Below are 18903 nucleotides of genomic sequence, written 5' to 3' on the forward strand. Positions count from 1 at the left end.
CATAGCCGGATCGAGTTGAGGCCATACGCCTGATTCCGTGACCTGTCCCCAGGCTTGAGTTACGTAGTTTCGTTGCTGCGGTGATGATCGTCGAGAGTGAACAGGTGAGCCTTTTGCACTGGGCTGATCCGGGGTCTGTGTTACGAACCATATCGGCTACACCAGGCCTTCAAGGGAACCGAGACTACGGCCAGATCAGTCGAAGACGTTCCAGGACTACCTCAACCGGCGAGGAACCCCGTACCCAACCGGACCGACAAAGGCCGAGAGCTAAAGTCAACCCATGTCTCGGCTCACTCTTCCCCAGCTCGAACGTCATCTTTTCTCCGCCGCAGACGTACTTCGCGGCTCCATGGAGGCGTCCGCCTACAAGGAGTACATCTTCGGGATGTTGTTCCTGAAGTACGCATCGGACCAGTTCGAAGCCGAGCGTGAAAAGGTCATCGCCGACCAGCTCGCCAAGGGACGAGACCAGCCCGAAGCTGAGAAGCGTGCCGAGAACTCCGCCTTTTACAACACCTTCTACGTTCCAGAACGTGCCCGCTGGCCATACCTGCGCGACCATGCGCACAAGCAAGTCGGCGACGAACTGAACAAGGCCTTGCAGGCACTCGAAGAACGCAACTCGGCCCTCGACGGCGTGCTGCAGCACATCGACTTCAACCGCAAAGTCGGCCAGTCGTCGATGTCGGACAAGAAACTGCGTGAGCTGATCATGCACTTCAACAAAGAGCCGCTGCGTCAAGACCGCTTCGAGTTCCCCGATCTCCTTGGGGCGGCATACGAATATCTGATCGGCGACTTCGCCGACTCCGCAGGCAAGAAGGGTGGCGAGTTCTACACGCCCCGTTCCGTCGTAAGGCTCATGGTGCAGATCGCCGACCCGCGCGAGGGCATGAGTGTCTACGACCCCTGCACAGGGTCGGGTGGCATGCTGATCTTGTCCAAAGACTACGTCGAAGAAAACGGCGGCAACAGCCGAAATCTCGCCCTCGCCGGCCAAGAGAAGGACGGCAGCGTCTGGGCAATCTCCAAGATGAATATGCTGCTCCACGGCATCCCGGACGCTGACCTTCGCAATAACGACGACGGCACGCTCGAAGACCCGGCTCATGTCCAAGGCGGTGAGTTGATGCGCTTCGATCGCGTCATCACGAATCCGCCGTTCTCGCTGAACTACAGCAAAGACGCCATCCCGTTCCCCGAACGCTTCCGCTACGGCTACACGCCGGAGACCGGCAAGAAGGCCGACCTCATGTTCGTCCAACACATGCTGGCGGTCACCCGCACCGACGGCATGGTCGCGACTGTCATGCCGCACGGCGTCCTCTTCCGTGGCGGTGATGAGGGCCGTATCCGCTCCGGTCTGCTCGACGACGACATCATCGAAGCCGTCATCGGCCTCGGCCCGCAACTGTTCTATGGCACCGGCATTCCCGCTTGCGTCCTGATCTTGCGTCACAAGGGGGCAAAGCCTACCGAGCGCGAGCACAAGGTGCTATTCATAAACGCCGACCGCGACTACCGCGAAGGTCGCGCCCAGAACTTCATCGAACCCGAGCACATCGAGAAGATTGTGTCTGCCTACCGCGAATTCGGCGACGTCCCGGCATTCGCCAGGGTTGTCAGCCGCCAGGAACTCGCCGACAACGACGACAACTTAAACATTCGCCGCTACGTTGATACCACCCCGCCACCGGAACCTCAGGACGTGCGTGCGCATCTGCACGGCGGCATTCCGAAGTCTGAGGTGGTGACGAAGTCGGAGCTGTTCACTACTCACGGACTGAACATCGACGACCTACTAGTCGAGCGTGACGACGACTACCTGCAATTCGCTGCGACCGTCACTACAAAACGGCAGCTCAAGGAACTGATCGAAACCAATGCCGGAGTCGTCGAGGCTGAAGCTGCCGTTACGCAGGTAATTGAAAGCTGGTGGAAGGCAGAGCAAAATCGATTCACACAGCTAGAAACCACCGCGGACCTGATAGACCTGCGCAAGCAACTGGTCGCCACGTTCCAGATGGCACTGGCACCGATCGGTATGCTCGACCGCTTCGTAGTCAGTGGCATCATTGCCAGCTGGTGGGGCGAGAATCAACCCGACCTCAAGACCCTCGCCACTATCGGTTTCAAGGGCTTGATCGACGCGTGGGTCAGCACCGTGCTCGACGCCCTAGACGAGGAAAAGTCAAAGGTCGATCCGCTCGACCACAAAGTCGCTCAAGCATTACTGCCTGTGTACCTCGACGGCTTGGCAGCCCGCGCCGCCGAGGCGGCAGAACTCGACTCGACAATCAAGGCCGCGACCGCCAAAGCCGACGACGAAGATAGTGATGACGCAGACGAGCAACTGGCGCCGGTTGAACTCAAGAAGTTGAAGGCGCGGCTGACTGAGGCCAGGAAACACCTCAAAGCCGACAAAGCTGCATTTTCCGAGAAGCTGAGCGCTGCAGGTCAAGTGCTTGACGACACCGATGCGCAGGCACTCGTGCTCGACCTATTCCGAACCGATCTGCTCGCCGTTGCTGATCAACGCATCACCCGACACCGCCGACTGGTGGTCGATTCATTCGAGACGTGGTGGGAAAAGTATCAGGTGACCCTCGCGAGTCTTGAACGAGAACGCGATGTAGCGGCAGAGAAGCTCGCCGGGTTTTTGAAGGAGCTCGGGTATGAGTAGCGACGACTGGATACGCACACCAATTTCACAGGTCACTCGGATCGCAATCGGTGGAACGCCTTCGCGCGCAGTTCCATCGTTCTGGTCGGATGCCGAAAATGGTAAGCCGTGGGCATCAATAGCGGATCTCCGGAGAGCCGACGTAGTAAACACGAATGAGTACATATCTTCGCTCGGCGCGGCGTCGAGCAATGTTAAGCTTGTCGCCAAAGGTACGCCGATCATGAGCTTCAAATTGACGATTGGTCGGACGTCCGTAGCTGGACGTGACTTGTATACAAACGAGGCAATAGCCGCATTTTATGCCGACGAGACTCGGCTCGATCCGCGATACCTTTTTCATATTCTGCCAAGCGCGGCTGGATCTGTGGTCACAGATGTAGCAATTAAAGGCGCAACCCTTAACAAGAGATCACTCGCGACGATTCCTTTGGACCTACCCCCATTGCCAGAGCAGCGGCGCATCGCCGAGATCTTGGACACCGTCGACGACCAGATCCGCGCCACGGAGCAGATTATAGCCAAGCTTAAGCTTACGAAGCAGGGGCTCGTTTCAGATCTATTCTCCGGCGATTGGCCGATTGCTCGCATTGGCGAATCGGCGACTCTCATTACTTCAGGATCCCGTGGCTGGGCACGTTATTACTCTGATGAAGGTGCGAAGTTTATCAGGATTGGTAACTTAACGCGCACCCACATCAACCTTCGTTTCGATTCGTTGGTTCATGTACGCGTACCGTCTGACGGCGAGGGAGGTCGGACGTCGCTACAAAGGGGCGATCTACTCATATCTATTACTGCTGACTTGGGGATTATTGGCGTTGTCCCCTCAGATCTTGGCGAGGCCTACATAAACCAGCATATTGCCTTGGTGCGGTTCAACGAGGAAGAGTCGAACTCCCGGTGGATCGGCCATTATCTGAGCTCACCCCTCGGTCGGGCGCAGTTCTCTCGCTTAAATGATCAAGGAGCAAAGGCTGGCCTGAATTTGCCCACGATCTCGAATCTAAAATTTCCGGCACCGTCGTCGGCAATGCAGCGCAAAGTAGTCGCCGTGCTGGATGCGCTGGACGATCGCGTTACTCACGCTCAGCTCGAAGTTCAGAAGCTGCAAAAACAAAAGCAGGGTCTCATGTGCGACCTATTGACTGGTCGCGTTCGTGTGCTTTTGGAGACTGCATTGTGAGTCGTGGTCCTGAATACACTGATTCTGAAAAGCCGCTGTTAGAACAGCTGGCCGGTCTTGGTTGGACGCGCATCGAGGGCTCCAAATCCGATCCGACCGTGACTGGACGCGATTCGTTTCGTGGATCGCTGATCGAGGCTCGCCTGCGCCAGATGCTGTACCAAATTAATCTCGGTCCCGACGGTCAGCCGTGGCTGGATGACTCACGACTGTCCGAGGCGGTATCCGCCCTGACTCGTACCGAGACGGGCAAGTTGGCTGAAATCAACGAACGCCTGACCGATCGGCTCCTCGAAGGCGTGTCCGTCGCAGGATTGCCCGAATGGGATCAAGGCCGAAGCCAGCGAATCAGGTTCATCGACTTCAACCACCCAGAACGCAACGACTTCCTGGCGGTCAACCAGTTCCGTGTGGACGAGCCGGGCGGGCAAACCAAGAAGTTCGTCGTGCCTGATGTGGTGCTGTTCGTCAATGGCATTCCGCTGGTTGTGATCGAGTGCAAGAGCCCCTATGCCACCGATCCGATGGCCGCGGGGATCGATCAGTTGCGGCGTTACGCCAATCAGCGGGATCTCGGTGCGTCTGAGGGTAGCGAGCAGTTGTTTTGGACGAACCAATTCGTGGTCTCGAGCTACGGCGACAAGGCCCGCGTCGGCACGTTCACCTCTGGTGCTGAGCACTTCCTGGAATGGAAGGATGCTGCGCCGCTGAGCCGAGATCAGTTGGCGGACCATTTGGGTAAACCTGCCGCCGAATTGACCGGGCAGGAACTCCTCGTTGCTGGGATGCTTACTCCCGCAAACCTTCTCGATATTATCCGTCACTACACTCTATTTCAAGAAGCTGGTGGCAGGCGCGTCAAGATTGTCGCGCGTTATCAGCAGTACCGCGCAGTCCTCAAAGCTATCAACCGTCTGCGAACCGGCAAGAGTCGCAAAATTGATGGTGAGCATGACCGTCGCGGCGGGTTGGTATGGCACACCCAGGGATCGGGCAAGTCCCTGACGATGGTGTTCCTGGTGCGCGCTATGCGTTCCGACCCTGTGCTGCGCGCGTTCAAGGTCGTGATCATCACTGACCGGACCGACTTGGAAAAGCAACTGGCGGCGACTGCCAAACTGTCAGGCGAGACCGTCCAACGCGCCCGGAAGTCGGCGAAGCTCCGCACGATGTTGGCCGAGCATGGCCCCGCGTTGGTGTTCGCGATGATTCACAAATACCGTGATACCGACACGCAGAGTTCTGAAGACCACGGCCTAGACGGTGATGGGGGCGTCGTTTCGTTCGGTGTGCTCAATACCGATGAGTCGATTCTCATCATGGTCGACGAGGCGCACCGTTCGCAGACTTCGACGCTCCACGCGAACCTTATGGCCGCGCTACCGAACGCCGCGAAGATCGGGTTCACAGGCACGCCGATCATGCGCGAAGGCAAGAAGCGTACTGAGTCGATCTTTGGCGAGTTCATCGATAAGTACACGATTCGGCAGGCGGAGGAAGACGGCGCTGTCGTACCGATCTTCTACGAGGGTCGGACGGCCAAGGGTGCAGTCGCGGGTGGTAGCGATCTGGATGAGCTGTTCGAAGACATGTTCGCGGACCACACCGACGCTGAGATCGAAAAGCTGAAAACCCGTTATGCCACGGCCGGCTCGGTTCTCGAAGCGCCCAATCTAATTGCGGCCAAAGCGAAATCAATGATGTGGCACTATGTTTCGACCGTGATGCCGAACGGCTTCAAAGCGCAAGTGACCGCCTCAAGCCGTTTGGCGACAATCCGCTACCACGAAGCCCTGACGACTGCCCGCGATGAGTTGGTGGCTCAGATCGAAGCGCTGCCCGCCCATCTGCGTACCGACTCCAACGGTGATGCGGTCGACATCGACGGTCTGGACCGCAAGACGCAGATGCTAGTGCGTGCGGTCCCTCAGACCGAATTACTCAAGGCGTTGGAATTCATCCCCGTGATTTCGGGCAGCCACAACGACGACCCGACCTGGGCGCAGTGGACCGACAAGTCCCGCCAAGACGTCGTGATCGAGGACTTCAAGAAAAAGCTCGGGCAACGGGGCGAAAAGACCAGTCCGGTGGCCTTCTTGATCGTGCGTACCATGCTGCTGACGGGCTTCGACGCGCCGGTTGAGCAAGTGCTGTACCTGGACCGCTCCATCCAAGACGCCGAACTGTTGCAGGCGATTGCTCGCGTCAACCGAACCGCCACAGGTAAGAGTGCCGGGCTGCTGGTCGACTATTACGGCGTCGGCGCACATCTGCAAAAGGCGCTAAAGGCCTACGCGCCGGAAGATGCCGAAGATGCGATCGGCGCGTTGGCTTCGATCAAGGCCGAGTTGCCCAAGTTACGAGATCGGCACGCACGAGTGGTTGCAGTCTTTGCCCAAGCCGGCATCGATACCTTCGACACTCCCGAGGATGTCGAGGCCTGCGTGCAAGTGCTGGCCGATGAAGCTCTCCGCGCCCGCTTCGGAGTACTTCTGAAGCAGTTCCTCTCGACAATGGACACTGTCATGCCGCGCCCCGAGGCTCTGCCGTTCGTGCGGGACGCCAAACGCCTTGGCATTATTTCGCTGGCTGCCAAGCGCCGTTACCGCGACGACGGGCTCGGCGACTTCGACAGTTCCCTTTACGGCGAGAAGGTCCGCAAGCTGATCGACGAGCATGTGACCGCCCTTGACATCGCCACCAAGATTCCACCGGTGTCGATCACCGACCCCGACTTTCTCGCCAAGGTCCAAGGCCTAACCTCCGACAAGGCCAAGGCTTCCGAGATGGAACACGCGCTTCGCTACCACATTCGGAAGAACTTCGACGAAGACCCTGCTCGCTACACCAAGCTGTCCGAACGGCTCGACGACATCCTGAAGACACTGACGGACAAGTGGGAACAGCTGGCGTTGGCACTGACCGAATTACTCGGTGACGCGCAGAGTGATGACAGCGGAAGCGCGGTGCACGAGGATCCTCTGGTTGCCCGTTTCTACGGTCTATTGGAGGCGGAATTCGCGACCGACTCAACGCTGTCCGAGGAAGTTCGCATCGACATCGTTCACCTGGCGCAGGAGATTGTGATCGAAGTCGAGAAGCAAGCCAGGATCGTGCGGTTCTGGCATAACCCGCACAAACAAGACTTCCTGCGTAGGCAGCTGATCCACACCCTCGACGACCGTGACCTGTTCCCCTTCGATGAGCAGGCTTCGCTGGCCGACAAATTGATGGAACTTGCCAAGGCGAACCAGTCCCTCATTGCTGCCAGGGCGCGGTGATAAACGTGACCGTGATGACACTACGACTCGATGGGATGACCATTCCCGTCGAAACCGTCGGCACCAGCCGAAAGGCGAAACTGACCATCGACCGCGACGGCAGTCTGCAACTAAAAGTTGCACCGGACGTCGAACAGGCGGAGCTTGAACACTTCCTCGCATCCAAGCGGGAATGGATCTACCGCAAACTGGCTGAGAAGGAATCTCTGCATTACGAGCCGGTCGTCAAGGAACTCGTTGACGGTGAAGGCTTTCTCTACCTTGGCCGCAGCTACCAGCTTCGAATTATTGACACCGACGACCATCGGGTGCGGTTGCAGCGCGGCAAGCTGAACCTCCCCAGGGCTCTCGCTGATCTTGGATATGAGCACGTCATCGCCTGGTATCGAACGGCAGGGCTCACCTGGCTCAAACCCCGGGCCAAGGACTGGGCCAAGCGTTTACGCGTTGATCCTCAAGTGATCGAAGTGGCTGATCTCGGCAATAAATGGGGCTCGGCTCTGCCCGATGGGCGAGTACGCATTCACTGGGCGGCCATGCAGCTGCGCCCGGCGCTCGTTGAGTACGTGCTCGCGCACGAGCTGGCGCATCTCCGCGAAGCGCACCACGGCCCAACATTCTGGCAACTCCTCAACCGGGCGATGCCAGACTGCGGTCAACGTAAGGCGGAGCTGGCCAACACAGGAGCGGCCTTGTGGCATGGGGATCAGGCGCAGCGCGCGTAACGACGCACGGTGTTGCAAACGAGGCGAGGCATCCCCGCCCGGGTAGCCCGCCCGAGACAACGGAACGCACGCTACCAATCGATGCCGATCGGCCGACATCAACCCTGTCAATAAAGGTCTGGCTGGGTACCTGTTGGCGCTAACGCTCCTTCCTTTCGTTCGTCTGCTCAGTGATTGGCCCGCCTGTCGGCCGAGTATCGCAGGCACGAGCAGGGATATGGGAGATCAGACATGGTGCCAAAACGCAGGATAACCGCATCTCACACGAACTCAGTCAATGGTCATTCGACCTTGCGTGAGGTCTCTGAATCTTTCATTGTAGTCTGCGGCCGAAGGAATGTTCGCAGGATCTTGAGCTGCGCGAGCACCTCGTCGTAGGTCACCACCTTTACGTTGCGCGAATTTGCCCGGTATAGCTCGAATGATTTCTGCCGATCAGGGTCTTGCACAGCGGGACTGCGACCTGCAATGACGAAGCATGAGATTGCGTATGCCTCTAGGTCGTAGCTGCGCGTGTTGTTCTTCATCGTGGCAAAATTGGTCATCAGTTGGTAGGCTTGGTCAAGCACCTGCGTGATGGCACCGTCGAGTTCCGTCGAAGCTCCGTAGATTCCGGATCTATATTCTTTACCAAGCAGGGGCGTTGTCGGTTTCTTAATCTCTACAAGGGCCACATTGTTAGTTAGCGTATTTTTGACAAGGTAGTCCGCTATCTTGTCGCCACTTCCATCGAACCGTCCCCCGCCAACAGTGGCGCCTGATTGTGCAATTACCATTGGTGCACCGAATATCTGCTGGAGCGCAAAGGCGTTTACATCGAAGAAATCCTGCCAGTGGGCTTCACTGGTTTTCTTTCCTAGAGATTCCTCGTATGTCTTTATCAGACGGTCGAGGTTTACTAGCTCAACTTCCCTGTGGAGCTTCTGGAACCCCGCGGGGCGTTCCTCCGCTAGAGCCATCGACTCGGATACGACTACGTCGATGAGACTGTCCTGCTCCGTCTCGGTGAGCTCTTCTTCGTCGGCGGCAGCCTTCGCAACAAATCTTGAAATGGGATGTCTTCCCAGGCTGTAGCCGGTTTCGTCCAGATTTAGTGCGGAGGCCAGATCATTGTGGACATACGCATTCTTGACGCGCGATGTGGCACGGGAACCGCGCCCGTCGATCCGATTGAGTTCTTTCCATATATCCGCGAAACGGCTCAGACCGAAGCTGAGAACCCTACCGTCATCCGCAACCTCACTCCCCTCGACGAATGCAATTTCTTGACATGAAGTGTGTTCTTCTATTAATCTGACGATCCGGTTGCATTGCTTTAGCAGTCCGAGCCCGTAGTCCGGGTCCTTTGCAAACCCTGAAGGTAAATTCTCGAGAAATTCCTCGAAGCCGGGGAAATCTTCCTCTTCCCAACGGAATGTCAAAGTACGAATTTCTGAGTATTTCGGACTCAAGAAATTTCGATTCATGGATGAACTGGTGTGAATCGGGAACATTCGAATTTCCGAATAATCTGAAGAAAAACTGAGTATCTTCACGCCATTGATTGCAGATCTCGACTCTCTCGCATCTGACTTAGCCGTCCGTAGAGGAACGAAAAATCCATCGATGGTGGCGGGGTCGTCAGGATTCGGTCGTTCTTCGAGCCGGCCGATCAGAGGTTTCATTCCAAATCTCGCCATGGTTTTCTCAGATTCCCTTGTTCAGTGCTTCATCTTGATCATCTGAGGGTACGTGTCCTTTACGGTTCAGCATTAGAGGAACCGAGTTCATGTCCGACTCTGGCACTGTACCTACCGTTGCCATTGCGCTCGTGGTGGCATAGCCACGTCAGGTGACTCACCATTCTCAGAATCGCTCGACCGTTCAAGTCGATCTCAATCGTGTCCATGGCAGTCTCTACAGCCGATCGCCCCCGATTTTCGGTGTCGCTGAACAATGTTTCATAAACGACCCCTTTATGAACGTAGGGAACGATCTTCGGCGAGCTGGCCGAAGATATGTTCCGAAACCCGTGTCCAAAACGGATGATTCATTACACGGGTTGTCGGTGAGTTCTGGAACGCTGCTGCCTGCAGTATTCGCGCGATTTCTCCTCGGTCAGTGTGTGACTCTCGGAATTATTGGCACGTTCTTCCCTGAATTATTTGGCACGGCGATAGCCGTCAGACACTCTCACCTTGGGATCCTCGGTCGAGCAGGAGGCGGGACGTATCTCGGGCCTCTCACTGTGTCGAGATCCGCCAACCCGGCATCCTCAGAGCCTCCGAACAACTCCTCGGCCCGGCGACTGCTCAGAAAACCACTGATCAACTGCCACAGTTCATCCGCGAACGCCGGGGCGCCTGGACCGACCAAGCGAAGCAAGAACACGAACGCATCATCATCATCGAGCGCGGCCACGATGCCGTGCTCGGCGATCGCTCTCGCATCATCGGGGTACACCCCACCCAGGAACTCCAGCCCATGCAGATAATCGTCGAGGTACCTGTTCGGGCGCATCCCCTCATTCTTCCATCATGATCACTCCTGCAAGATCGACAAGCCGGACCTACGTCGTGGGCGATCGGTTGTCTCGTTCTTCTTCGCGCGTCATCGTGTCAGTCTCACCGATCCGATGTCGTTCATTGGGAGATGCAATCAAATCGACAGGCAGCAACCGAAACGAGCTGAGAGCAATTCTGCGGGTTTGGGTGTGCATTTTGACCATCGTCATACCGGACGGTGGAGAACGGGCGACTGGGCGCGACTGATGTCATTTTCAGAAGTCGACTGCACGGTGTCCTGCGATTTCGGCCTTGCGTGCAGTTGTCTTCTGACATTCTGTGTTCAGAAGTGCAGTGCACTCGGCAGCTGCGCTCGAGGCCATGCTGCGGAGGCGTGTCGTGGATGCGGAGAGAATCAGCATCGTCGAGAGCGGCGTACTGACAGCGTCGGATGAGCAGTGGGAGCTGGCCCGGTCGAGGTTCGCGGTCTTGGCGCCGTTGGCAGGGGTGGACACAGTCGGTTTCGCGGCGGCCGACGAGGCTGCCGAGCGGTTGCAGCTCTCGCGCCGGCAGGTATACAGCCTGATCGATCGGATTCGCTGCGGATCAGGGACTGTCACCGATCTGCTGATCGCACCGCCTTCGGGTGGCCGCGGCCGGGGCCGAGTGAGCGCCGAGGTGGAGGAGGTGATCGCCGATTATCTCGCGAAGGAGTTCTTGAAGCGGCAGAAACTCAGTGTCGCGGCGATATACCGCCGAATTGCGTTGGCCTGTCATCGATCAGGATTGCGGGTGCCGGCGCGCAATACGGTGGCAACGCGGATCGCAGCGATGCATCCCGGAACTGTAGCCAGGTTGCGTGGGGGCCAGGATGCTGCGCGGCCGCGCCAAAGCGCCGGCGGTGTCCCTCCTCCGGTGGAAGCGGTACTCGAGCAGGTGCAGATCGATCACACCGTGGTGGATCTGATGATCGTCGACGAGCACGACCGCGAACCGATCGGCCGCCCGTATCTGACCATGGCGATCGACGTATTCAGCCGATGTGTCCTCGGTTTCGTGGTGACGCTCGAACCGCCGTCCGCGGTATCGGTCGGGTTGTGTCTGGGCCGGGTGGCCTGCGACAAGAATGGCTGGCTGGAGGCGATGGGGTTGGCCGGGCAGGTGCAGTGGCCGATGGCAGGAAAGCCGCGGCGGCTCTATCTCGACAACGCAGCGGAGTTCAAAGGTGAAGCGTTGCGTCGGGGCTGCGAGCAGCATGGCATCGATCTCGGATACCGACCACCGGGTCGCCCGCATTACGGCGGCATCGTCGAACGCATCATCGGAACCGCCATGCTCAGGGTGCATGAACTACCCGGCACCACGTTCTCCGATCCCGCTGCTCGGGGCAGCTACGATTCGCAGGCAGCAGCGGTGCTGACCCTGACCGAGCTAGAACGATGGCTGGTTATTTCGACATCCTCGTACCACGGGAGCCTGCATTCGAGCCTCGGTCAGAGCCCGGCAGCGAAGTGGTCCGACAGCATCACCACACTGCGGAACCCTCCGCCTGTGGTGGTGGACGAGACTGCGTTCGTCGTCGATTTCCTTCCGGTAATTCGCCGGAGATTGACCCGCACGGGATTCACCATCGATCATGTCCAGTACTTCTCGAACACGCTCAAACCGTGGATCAGTCGCCGGGAGCAGTTGGGTACATTCGTCATTCGGCGTGATCCCCGCGACATAAGCCGAATCTGGGTCCTCGAACCCGACAATGGTGCAGGGTATGTCGAAGTGCCGTACCGGACGCTCTCGCATCCGGCGGTCACGTTGTGGGAGCACCGCGCTGCAGCCGCCCGGTTGCGTGAGCGGGGCCGCACACAGATCGACGAGAGTGCGTTGTTCTCGATGATCGAGCAGATGCGTGAGATCACGACCGGGGCGAAGAAGGCGACCCGCACCGCGCGGCGTAACCGCGCCCGCCGCCAACACCTACCCGTCCCGGCAACCACATCATCCGGGGCGATGAGCACTCCGCCGCCGGACGATCCCACCGCTCCCAGTGATGTCGTCGCGGCGTTCGACGACATCGAACAGTGGTGACTTCATGACCGAGCCTGCAGACGATGATCTGACACATCTGCATCACGCGGCACAACCGCTGGCGATGCTCCCTGCGGCGCAGCGTATTCGGCATGTTCGGGCCGACCGCTGGATCGGCTATCCCCATGCCCTGGCGGTGATCGAACAGCTTGAGGTGCTGCTCGCGTGGCCCGATCGAGGGCGAATGCCGAACGTGCTGCTCGTCGGTCCGACGAACAACGGCAAGTCGATGATCATCGAGAAGTTTCGCCGCGCTCACCCGCCGGTCAGCGTCCCCGACCGCGAGCAGATCCCGGTGTTGTGTGTGCAGATGCCTTCGGAGCCGTCGGTCAGCCGCTTCTACGTGGCATTGTTGGCGGCGTTGGGGGCTCCGCTCCGTCCGCACCGAAGAGTCCACGAGCTTGAGCAACTGGCACTGACGTTGCTGCGCGCCACCGGTGTGCAGATGCTGGTGATCGACGAACTGCACAACCTCCTGGCCGGCCGCGACGGTGTTCGCCGCGAATTCTTGAACCTGCTGCGCTACCTCGGCAACGAACTACGAATGCCGCTAGTGGGTGTCGGGACCCGCGAGGCCTATCTGGCGATCAGGGCCGACGCGCAACTCGAGAACAGATTCCATCCGACGATTCTTCCGGTGTGGGGCAACGATTCCGATACCCGTTCGCTGCTCGCGAGCTTCACGGCCAGCTTTCCGTTGCGCAAGCCCTCACACCTGACGTCGGAGGAGATGACCGGATATCTGCTTGCCCGCAGCGAAGGCACCATCGGGGAGCTGTCGATGCTCCTCACCGCTGCCGCGGTCGCCGCGATCGAGACCGGCGAAGAAGCGATCACCCACCACGTTTTGACGATCACCGACTACACCGGCCCCAGTGGGCGGCGCCGACAGTTCGAACGCGACCTGGCATGAGCAAGGGGGTCGAGGAGGTGCAGCGATGGCCCCTGCACCCGCAGCCTCAAACCGGTGAAGCACTGACCTCCTGGCTTCGCCGAATCGGAAACCTCTACGGGATCAGCAACATCGTCCAGCTCGTGAGCGAACTCCACCCCGATGGCGCGGGGTCGGATCTCGATCGAGACATCCCCGATGCCGCGGCCCGAATGCTCGCTGCCCGCAGCACCGTTGCGCTCGATCAGCTACAACAGATGAGCCTGTCGGGCTGGGTTCCGTGGCTGCTCGACAGCACCGACCCAGAGGAATGCGACTTCGACACTTACGTCCACCAACTCTCGGTCCTGATCCCACCGCAACTTTCGAAGGGTGATCGCCCCCGCCGCGCTCCAACAGAACCGGGATGGCTGCCGTGGGTCACCGACACCCCCAACGACCGCGTATGCCCGGTCTGCATCGGTGCCGGCGACGCGGACACTGTCATCGGTGTGAAGTTGATATGGCAGCTGTCGCTAGTGGCGAGCTGCCCCGAGCATCGCTGCCGCCTCGAACCCTGTCATGTCGTACCTGGTCAGATCGTATTCTGGGACAGGAGTGTCTGTGCCCTCGGTAAGGACCTGCGCCCCACCCCGGTGCACAGTACGGTCACCGCCCTCGATCACCGCACCACCGCTGCCCTGGCAGAAGGCAGCGTGCTGTTGCCCCGAGCTCGTGTGCACGCGGGTCTGTGGTTCCGGATGCTGCGCACACTGATCGACGAGATCTGCATCCCGCTCAGCAAAGCCGGCACATATGCCCGCGATCTTCGGCTGATCTGGGAATGCGCCGATGACCGGCCACCACGTGCACTCACTCGCCCGTTCGAATATCTGAATCGGGCCGATCAGAGTCGGATCCTCGCCGGAGCCGCTGCCGCGATCACCCTCATAGAGGACGGCACGATCACCGCGGCTGGAACACACGGCGATCTACTCAGCCCCTACCCGGCTGATGCAGTCTTCGCCGGAATACCCTTCCCACCTTCGGTACCAGCGCCGCCGGCGCACACGGACACCGCATCCAGTGCGTGGGAAAAGTTGCCCGCGCTGATCGACGCCGTTGTTGCCGCAGCCCGAGAAAACGCCGACACCGCCCGATCCCTACACGCATTCATCCTGCTCGGAGCCCGCACCGACCAGCAGATTCGCAAGATCGACGACACGTTCAACGAGCTGGGCATCGACATCGGCAACCGAGATCGGTGACACGATCGCCGCGTCGAAACAGGGGTCTGCAGGCATCGCTGCGCGTCACCCACGGTCGGTGTGCGGTGACCGACGAGAAATATCGTTCCCGCACCGTCTCTACTGAAAGCGCAGTTCAACACGCTTTTCGTCTAAACGGATGTGTCGGAGGGTGTCGCTACTGTTCCGGCCATGAGGAATGAGCAGCTCACCGGCCGCCACCGCACGTCTTCCCCCGCTGCGGCGGGCACTGCGGCGGTGTTCCCGGAGCTGCCCGACGATGTCGCCGCCCGGATCGGGCGATCGATGGAATCCGCTCGCTCCGACGGCACCCGGCGGGCGTACGAATCGGCGTGGCGACGCTTCGAGCACTGGTGCACCGCCCACAGCCACAGTTCATTGCCTGCGCATCCGGTGACCGTCGCTGCGTATCTCGTCGCAGCCGCCGACACCCTCACCACCACAGGAACCCGCGCTTACGCCCCACCCACATTCGCCAAGTGGGTCGCCGCGATCGCCGACCGCCACCGACGCGCCGGCCACGAGTCCCCGACCTCGCACGAGATCGTGCGCGGCACCCTCGCCGGGATCCGCCGCGACTACGCCGCCGCCGGAGATCGGCCGCGCAATCCGCGGGCACCGTTGCTGACCGCCGACATCACCGCCATCACCGCCGCCGCCCGAGATTCTGTCGCCGGTTGGGCGGACGAGGTTCTCGAACGCCGCGACAGTGCCCTGATCCTGATCGGCTTCGCCGGGGCGTTCAGACGCAGTGAACTCGTCGAATTACAGTGTGGGGACGTCAAACTCGACCGCCTCGACGGTGTTCATGTTCGGCTGCGGCGCTCGAAAACCGATCAGGACGGCACCGGAGCGGTCCGGGCTCTGCCGTTCACCGCCCGCCACGAGCACTGCCCGCCCTGTGCATGGGCACGGTGGGCGCAGGTCGTGGCAGCGTTCGATACAGGTGGACGTGTCGGGGTCATCCGAATACTCACGACATCCGGCCCATTCGATGCGCACGTCTGCCGCGGCGCCATCCCCAAGATGAGCGCGCAGGCACCGTTATTCCGGTCGATCCGCAAAAACGGGAACCTCTCCGACACCCCGTTGTCCGGGGCAGCGGTCCATGCCGCGATCCGCCGCCGCGCCACCGCAGCCGGCTACGACCCTGCCGTGGTCATACAGTTGGGTGGGCATTCCTTGCGGGCCGGTTTCGTCACCCAAGCCTTCCGCAACGGCGCCGACGCCCACGCCATCATGCGCCAGACCGGGCACACCACCCCCGCCATGGTCGAGGTGTACGCGAGAGAAAATGCGCCCTTGATAGGCAATGCCGTCAACGATCTCGGCCTATGACCACCCACGTCGATGCAGGTGAGGACATGACCACCGAGTCGAGCACCATCGATAACACCACCAGTGCTACCCATCTCGCACCCCAACCTCCGGATTCGCAACTCCCGGCACGGGATCGGCACACCTGGATGTTGTTCACGGACTGGTGCGCCGCCCACGACCAACCGTCGTTGCCGACAACGCCGGAACTTTTGGCCCAGTTCCTCTCCGCCCACCCCGCAGGTACGGTCACGCAGCGCCGGCGTATCTCCGTCATCGACACAGCCCATCACCGCTATGGCTTCCCGGCGCCGGGGCGCAGCGACAATATCCGCGCCGCCCTTGACGCGACGCGCAGGGCACGCCTCGACAATCTCGCCGCCCGTACCGGTGAGGTGATCTCACGGCTTCCCGAAACGGGTTGGCCGGCAGCGTTGTTTGCCCGCCGCGACGCCATGATCCTCACCCTCGCTCCTACCGGACTGACGTACACGCAGATCGCGGCGCTGCGTATCTGCGACGTCACCGCCGATCCTGTCACCGATGCCCTACACGTCGACGCGGTCGACCGTGTAGCGGTGATCCCGCCGGGGCTCGTAGCAGCCGGGGCCTCCCCGGCGCGGGTGTATCGGCGGTGGATGGAAGTTCTCGGATTCTCGGACCGGTATTTCAGCACCCACATGCTCGCGGGCCTCATGGACACCGGCGACGGCAACGAACTCACCGGACACGACGGACGCATCGACCCGGCCGATCAGCGGCCGCTACTGACCCCGATCGACCGATGGGGCCACACCCCACTGACCGCCACGCCGCTCACCGCTCGCGCAGTAGCCGACATCACCGCCGCGCACCTATCCGGTCAGGCACCGCGACACATCCACCCACCCCAACGAAAGAGCCCCGAAAACAACAGCTCAACAACGCAATCGGATGCTATAGAGCCGCTCGGCGACGACTACTACGAACACGGAATCGCTGCCCGCAAACACGCACACCACACCCTCGGCAGTGTCACATCGGCCCTCGACGAAATCGAGGACCGAGCCGACCGACTCCTCGCGGAGCTGCTCGAACTCATCGAAGGTCCCTTGTGAAGAGACATCCATGAGCGGTAGTGATGCTCTCGCCGAGAGTGCAGTCGTCTTCTGAAACTGACACCCTCGAAAAGGCTCGTTGGGTAGCGTGCGTTCATGAGCGTGGAAGAGAACTGGCTGAGGCTTCACGATTGGTGCTTGCGGGAAGCCCCGATAACGGCCGCGGCGATCGACCCACCAGCGGGCCAAAGTTTCGTGGACGAGGTCGAAGCATTGACTGGCAGAAAGTGGCCGACCGAACTACGGACATGGTTCGGTCTCCAGAACGGGAACCCGGACGGAAGGCACTCCGCCCTGATATTTCCGGAATACCAACCGCTACCGTTGGATCTCGTCGCATCTCGATGGGCATCGATGACGGAAATGTGGGCAGATACGACGGCAGCAGTCGGCGGCCTCAGTTTGCTCGACGAGCCTGCGGGGGAGGTCTCTGGAACTTACTTGTCCGCGTATATCCCGATCGCCTTCAACATTCGAGGCGATCTTTTGTTCGTCGACACCCGAGCTGGCCACTCCAGTGGATGCGTACGCGGATTTATGGGAGAAGACAACGATCAGGGCGAAAGTTGGGCATCCATCGACTCGCTTCTGGAGGAGGTTGTTGCTTCACTCGAGGATGGACGCCCGTGTCGCGGTTGGGTTCCGAGCATCGACGAGGGCTGGCTGCACTGGGAATTCCCTTAGGACTCCACGATGTCTCACCTGACACTGTCTCGACAACGAACGATTGATGGACCCGGTGGCTTCGATAGGAACACCCGATCAATTCCCCGACTCGAGGTTCAGCAGTCAGGGAATGACTCAGTGATGATGCTTCCGCCGAACGCGCAGTCGTCTTCTGAAAAATGCAGTCGTCTTCTGAAACTGACAACTGACGTGGCGAAATTTCGGGCCGAAACGTCCAATTTTGGTGTCCGTTGGATTTGTCCGTTATGGCATAGGCTCTAGTGGACAATTCGTGTTCGGCAGTGGGGGTAGCGTGAAAATCGGGTATGCGCGGTGCAGTACGGTCCGGCAGGACACGGCGGTTCAGGTGGATCTTCTGGTGAAGGCCGGTGTGGATCGTGACATGGTCTATGTCGATCATGGTGTCAGTGGCCGGCAGGCTCGTCGGCCTGGTTTGGATAATGCGATCAACGCGGCTCGGGCCGGCGATGTGTTTTGTGTGACGAAGCTCGATCGGTTGTCTCGGTCGGCGAAGGATTTGCATGAGACGGTGGAGCGGATCGCGGAGAAGGGTGTGTCGCTGTCGATTGATGGTCAGGTGTATGACCCGGCTGATCCGATGGGGAAGATGTTCATTGGCATTCTTGCGTTGATGGCGGAGTTCGAGTCGGATCTGATTCGTTCGCGCACGCGTGATGCTGTTGCCGCCGCGACGGCTGCTGGGAAGATGAAAGGTAGGCCGCACAAGCTCTCGCCGGAGGAGCGTGCGTATCTGCTGCAAATTTATGAGACGGGTCAGTTCAAGATCGAAACTCTGTGTAAGAACACGGGTTTGAAGCGTTCGTCGTTGTATACCAATATCCAGCTTGCGCGGATCGAGCGGGAAGCCAGCGATCGGACCCCTCGGGTCGAGAACTGAGCTCGACGCGAGTGGGGTCCGATCGTTAAGTCAATGGCACATAGGTTGTCGGTCTAGTTGTCCCTCAAGCAATTTCGCCGCTTTTTGTTGAGGTCGGTACCCGTAGTTTGGGTCAGGCGGGTGTGAGTGCATTGCGCAGCTGCGCTGTTACCGCGTCTTCGATGCGGGTTGCGAGGTCGATGTCTTCTCGCAGGGTTGCTGATGCGTTGGCGGCTCCGATGGTGTGTCAATGGCCACGAAGTTCTCCCCGTAGGCGGCCAGTAGTTCTCCCCGCTGGTGGCCACGGGTTCTCCCCGGTGGCGGCCAGTTGTTTTTCCCC

At 59.8% G+C, this 18903-nt stretch carries 13 protein-coding genes; 11 read left to right on the forward strand and 2 right to left on the reverse strand.

Features of this window, described 5'->3' with window-relative positions; translation table 11 throughout:
* Window positions 1-283 precede the first annotated feature (283 nt).
* From ABWI03_RS32230 to ABWI03_RS32245, 4 genes are read left to right on the forward strand one after another with little or no spacing between them, the layout of a single operon-like run.
* Entirely contained in the window at window positions 284-2686 is a 2403-nt protein-coding gene (locus ABWI03_RS32230) for a type I restriction-modification system subunit M (RefSeq protein ID WP_311052663.1), read from the forward strand.
* Window positions 2679-3872: a restriction endonuclease subunit S gene (locus ABWI03_RS32235; RefSeq protein WP_311052662.1), complete on the forward strand. Its 1194-nt coding sequence runs from the start codon at window positions 2679-2681 to the stop codon at window positions 3870-3872. The genes ABWI03_RS32230 and ABWI03_RS32235 overlap by 8 nt, the downstream gene beginning before the upstream one ends.
* Window positions 3869-7153 carry a type I restriction endonuclease subunit R gene (locus ABWI03_RS32240; protein ID WP_311052661.1) on the forward strand — a complete coding sequence of 1095 codons (3285 nt, stop codon included), beginning with the start codon at window positions 3869-3871 and terminating at the stop codon, window positions 7151-7153. Before ABWI03_RS32235 ends, ABWI03_RS32240 begins: the two co-directional genes overlap by 4 nt.
* A 14-nt stretch (window positions 7154-7167) precedes the next feature.
* Window positions 7168-7878: a M48 family metallopeptidase gene (locus tag ABWI03_RS32245; protein WP_311052752.1), complete on the forward strand. Its 711-nt coding sequence runs from the start codon at window positions 7168-7170 to the stop codon at window positions 7876-7878.
* A 281-nt stretch (window positions 7879-8159) separates the two neighbouring features.
* Here ABWI03_RS32245 and ABWI03_RS32250 read toward each other — a convergent pair whose 3' ends face one another.
* Together ABWI03_RS32250 and ABWI03_RS32255 are read right to left on the reverse strand one after the other, a co-directional pair.
* Window positions 8160-9542: a Shedu immune nuclease family protein gene (locus ABWI03_RS32250; RefSeq protein WP_311052660.1), complete on the reverse strand. Its 1383-nt coding sequence runs from the start codon at window positions 9540-9542 to the stop codon at window positions 8160-8162.
* 508 nt (window positions 9543-10050) lie between these two features.
* Window positions 10051-10377 (reverse strand): hypothetical protein, encoded by a 327-nt coding sequence (locus ABWI03_RS32255; protein ID WP_311052658.1) that lies wholly within the window; start codon window positions 10375-10377, stop codon window positions 10051-10053.
* A gap of 383 nt (window positions 10378-10760) precedes the next feature.
* Between ABWI03_RS32255 and ABWI03_RS32260 the strand changes: the two genes are divergently transcribed.
* The 7 genes from ABWI03_RS32260 to ABWI03_RS32290 all read left to right on the forward strand — a co-directional run bounded on the left by ABWI03_RS32260 (window position 10761) and on the right by ABWI03_RS32290 (window position 18584).
* The gene (locus ABWI03_RS32260) at window positions 10761-12446 is read left to right on the forward strand and encodes a TnsB C-terminal domain-containing protein (protein WP_243621725.1); all 1686 of its coding nucleotides are present in this window, start codon (window positions 10761-10763) and stop codon (window positions 12444-12446) included.
* 4 nt (window positions 12447-12450) lie between these two features.
* A complete protein-coding gene (locus ABWI03_RS32265; protein ID WP_095972676.1) occupies window positions 12451-13359 on the forward strand; it encodes a TniB family NTP-binding protein in 909 nt (302 codons plus the stop codon).
* A complete protein-coding gene (locus ABWI03_RS32270; protein ID WP_095972675.1) occupies window positions 13356-14585 on the forward strand; it encodes a TniQ family protein in 1230 nt (409 codons plus the stop codon). Before ABWI03_RS32265 ends, ABWI03_RS32270 begins: the two co-directional genes overlap by 4 nt.
* A 171-nt stretch (window positions 14586-14756) precedes the next feature.
* Window positions 14757-15923, forward strand: a complete 1167-nt coding sequence (locus ABWI03_RS32275; RefSeq protein WP_353799042.1) for a site-specific integrase — start codon at window positions 14757-14759, stop codon at window positions 15921-15923.
* Window positions 15920-16999 (forward strand): recombinase, encoded by a 1080-nt coding sequence (locus ABWI03_RS32280; RefSeq protein ID WP_243621726.1) that lies wholly within the window; start codon window positions 15920-15922, stop codon window positions 16997-16999. The genes ABWI03_RS32275 and ABWI03_RS32280 overlap by 4 nt, the downstream gene beginning before the upstream one ends.
* 96 nt (window positions 17000-17095) lie before the next feature.
* A complete protein-coding gene (locus tag ABWI03_RS32285; protein WP_166503098.1) occupies window positions 17096-17683 on the forward strand; it encodes an SMI1/KNR4 family protein in 588 nt (195 codons plus the stop codon).
* 295 nt (window positions 17684-17978) lie between these two features.
* A complete protein-coding gene (locus ABWI03_RS32290; RefSeq protein ID WP_020971567.1) occupies window positions 17979-18584 on the forward strand; it encodes a recombinase family protein in 606 nt (201 codons plus the stop codon).
* The last annotated feature ends 319 nt before the right edge of the window (window positions 18585-18903 follow it).

It is taken from the genome of Rhodococcus baikonurensis (genome assembly GCF_040489275.1).
Taxonomy (GTDB): domain Bacteria; phylum Actinomycetota; class Actinomycetes; order Mycobacteriales; family Mycobacteriaceae; genus Rhodococcus_F; species Rhodococcus_F baikonurensis.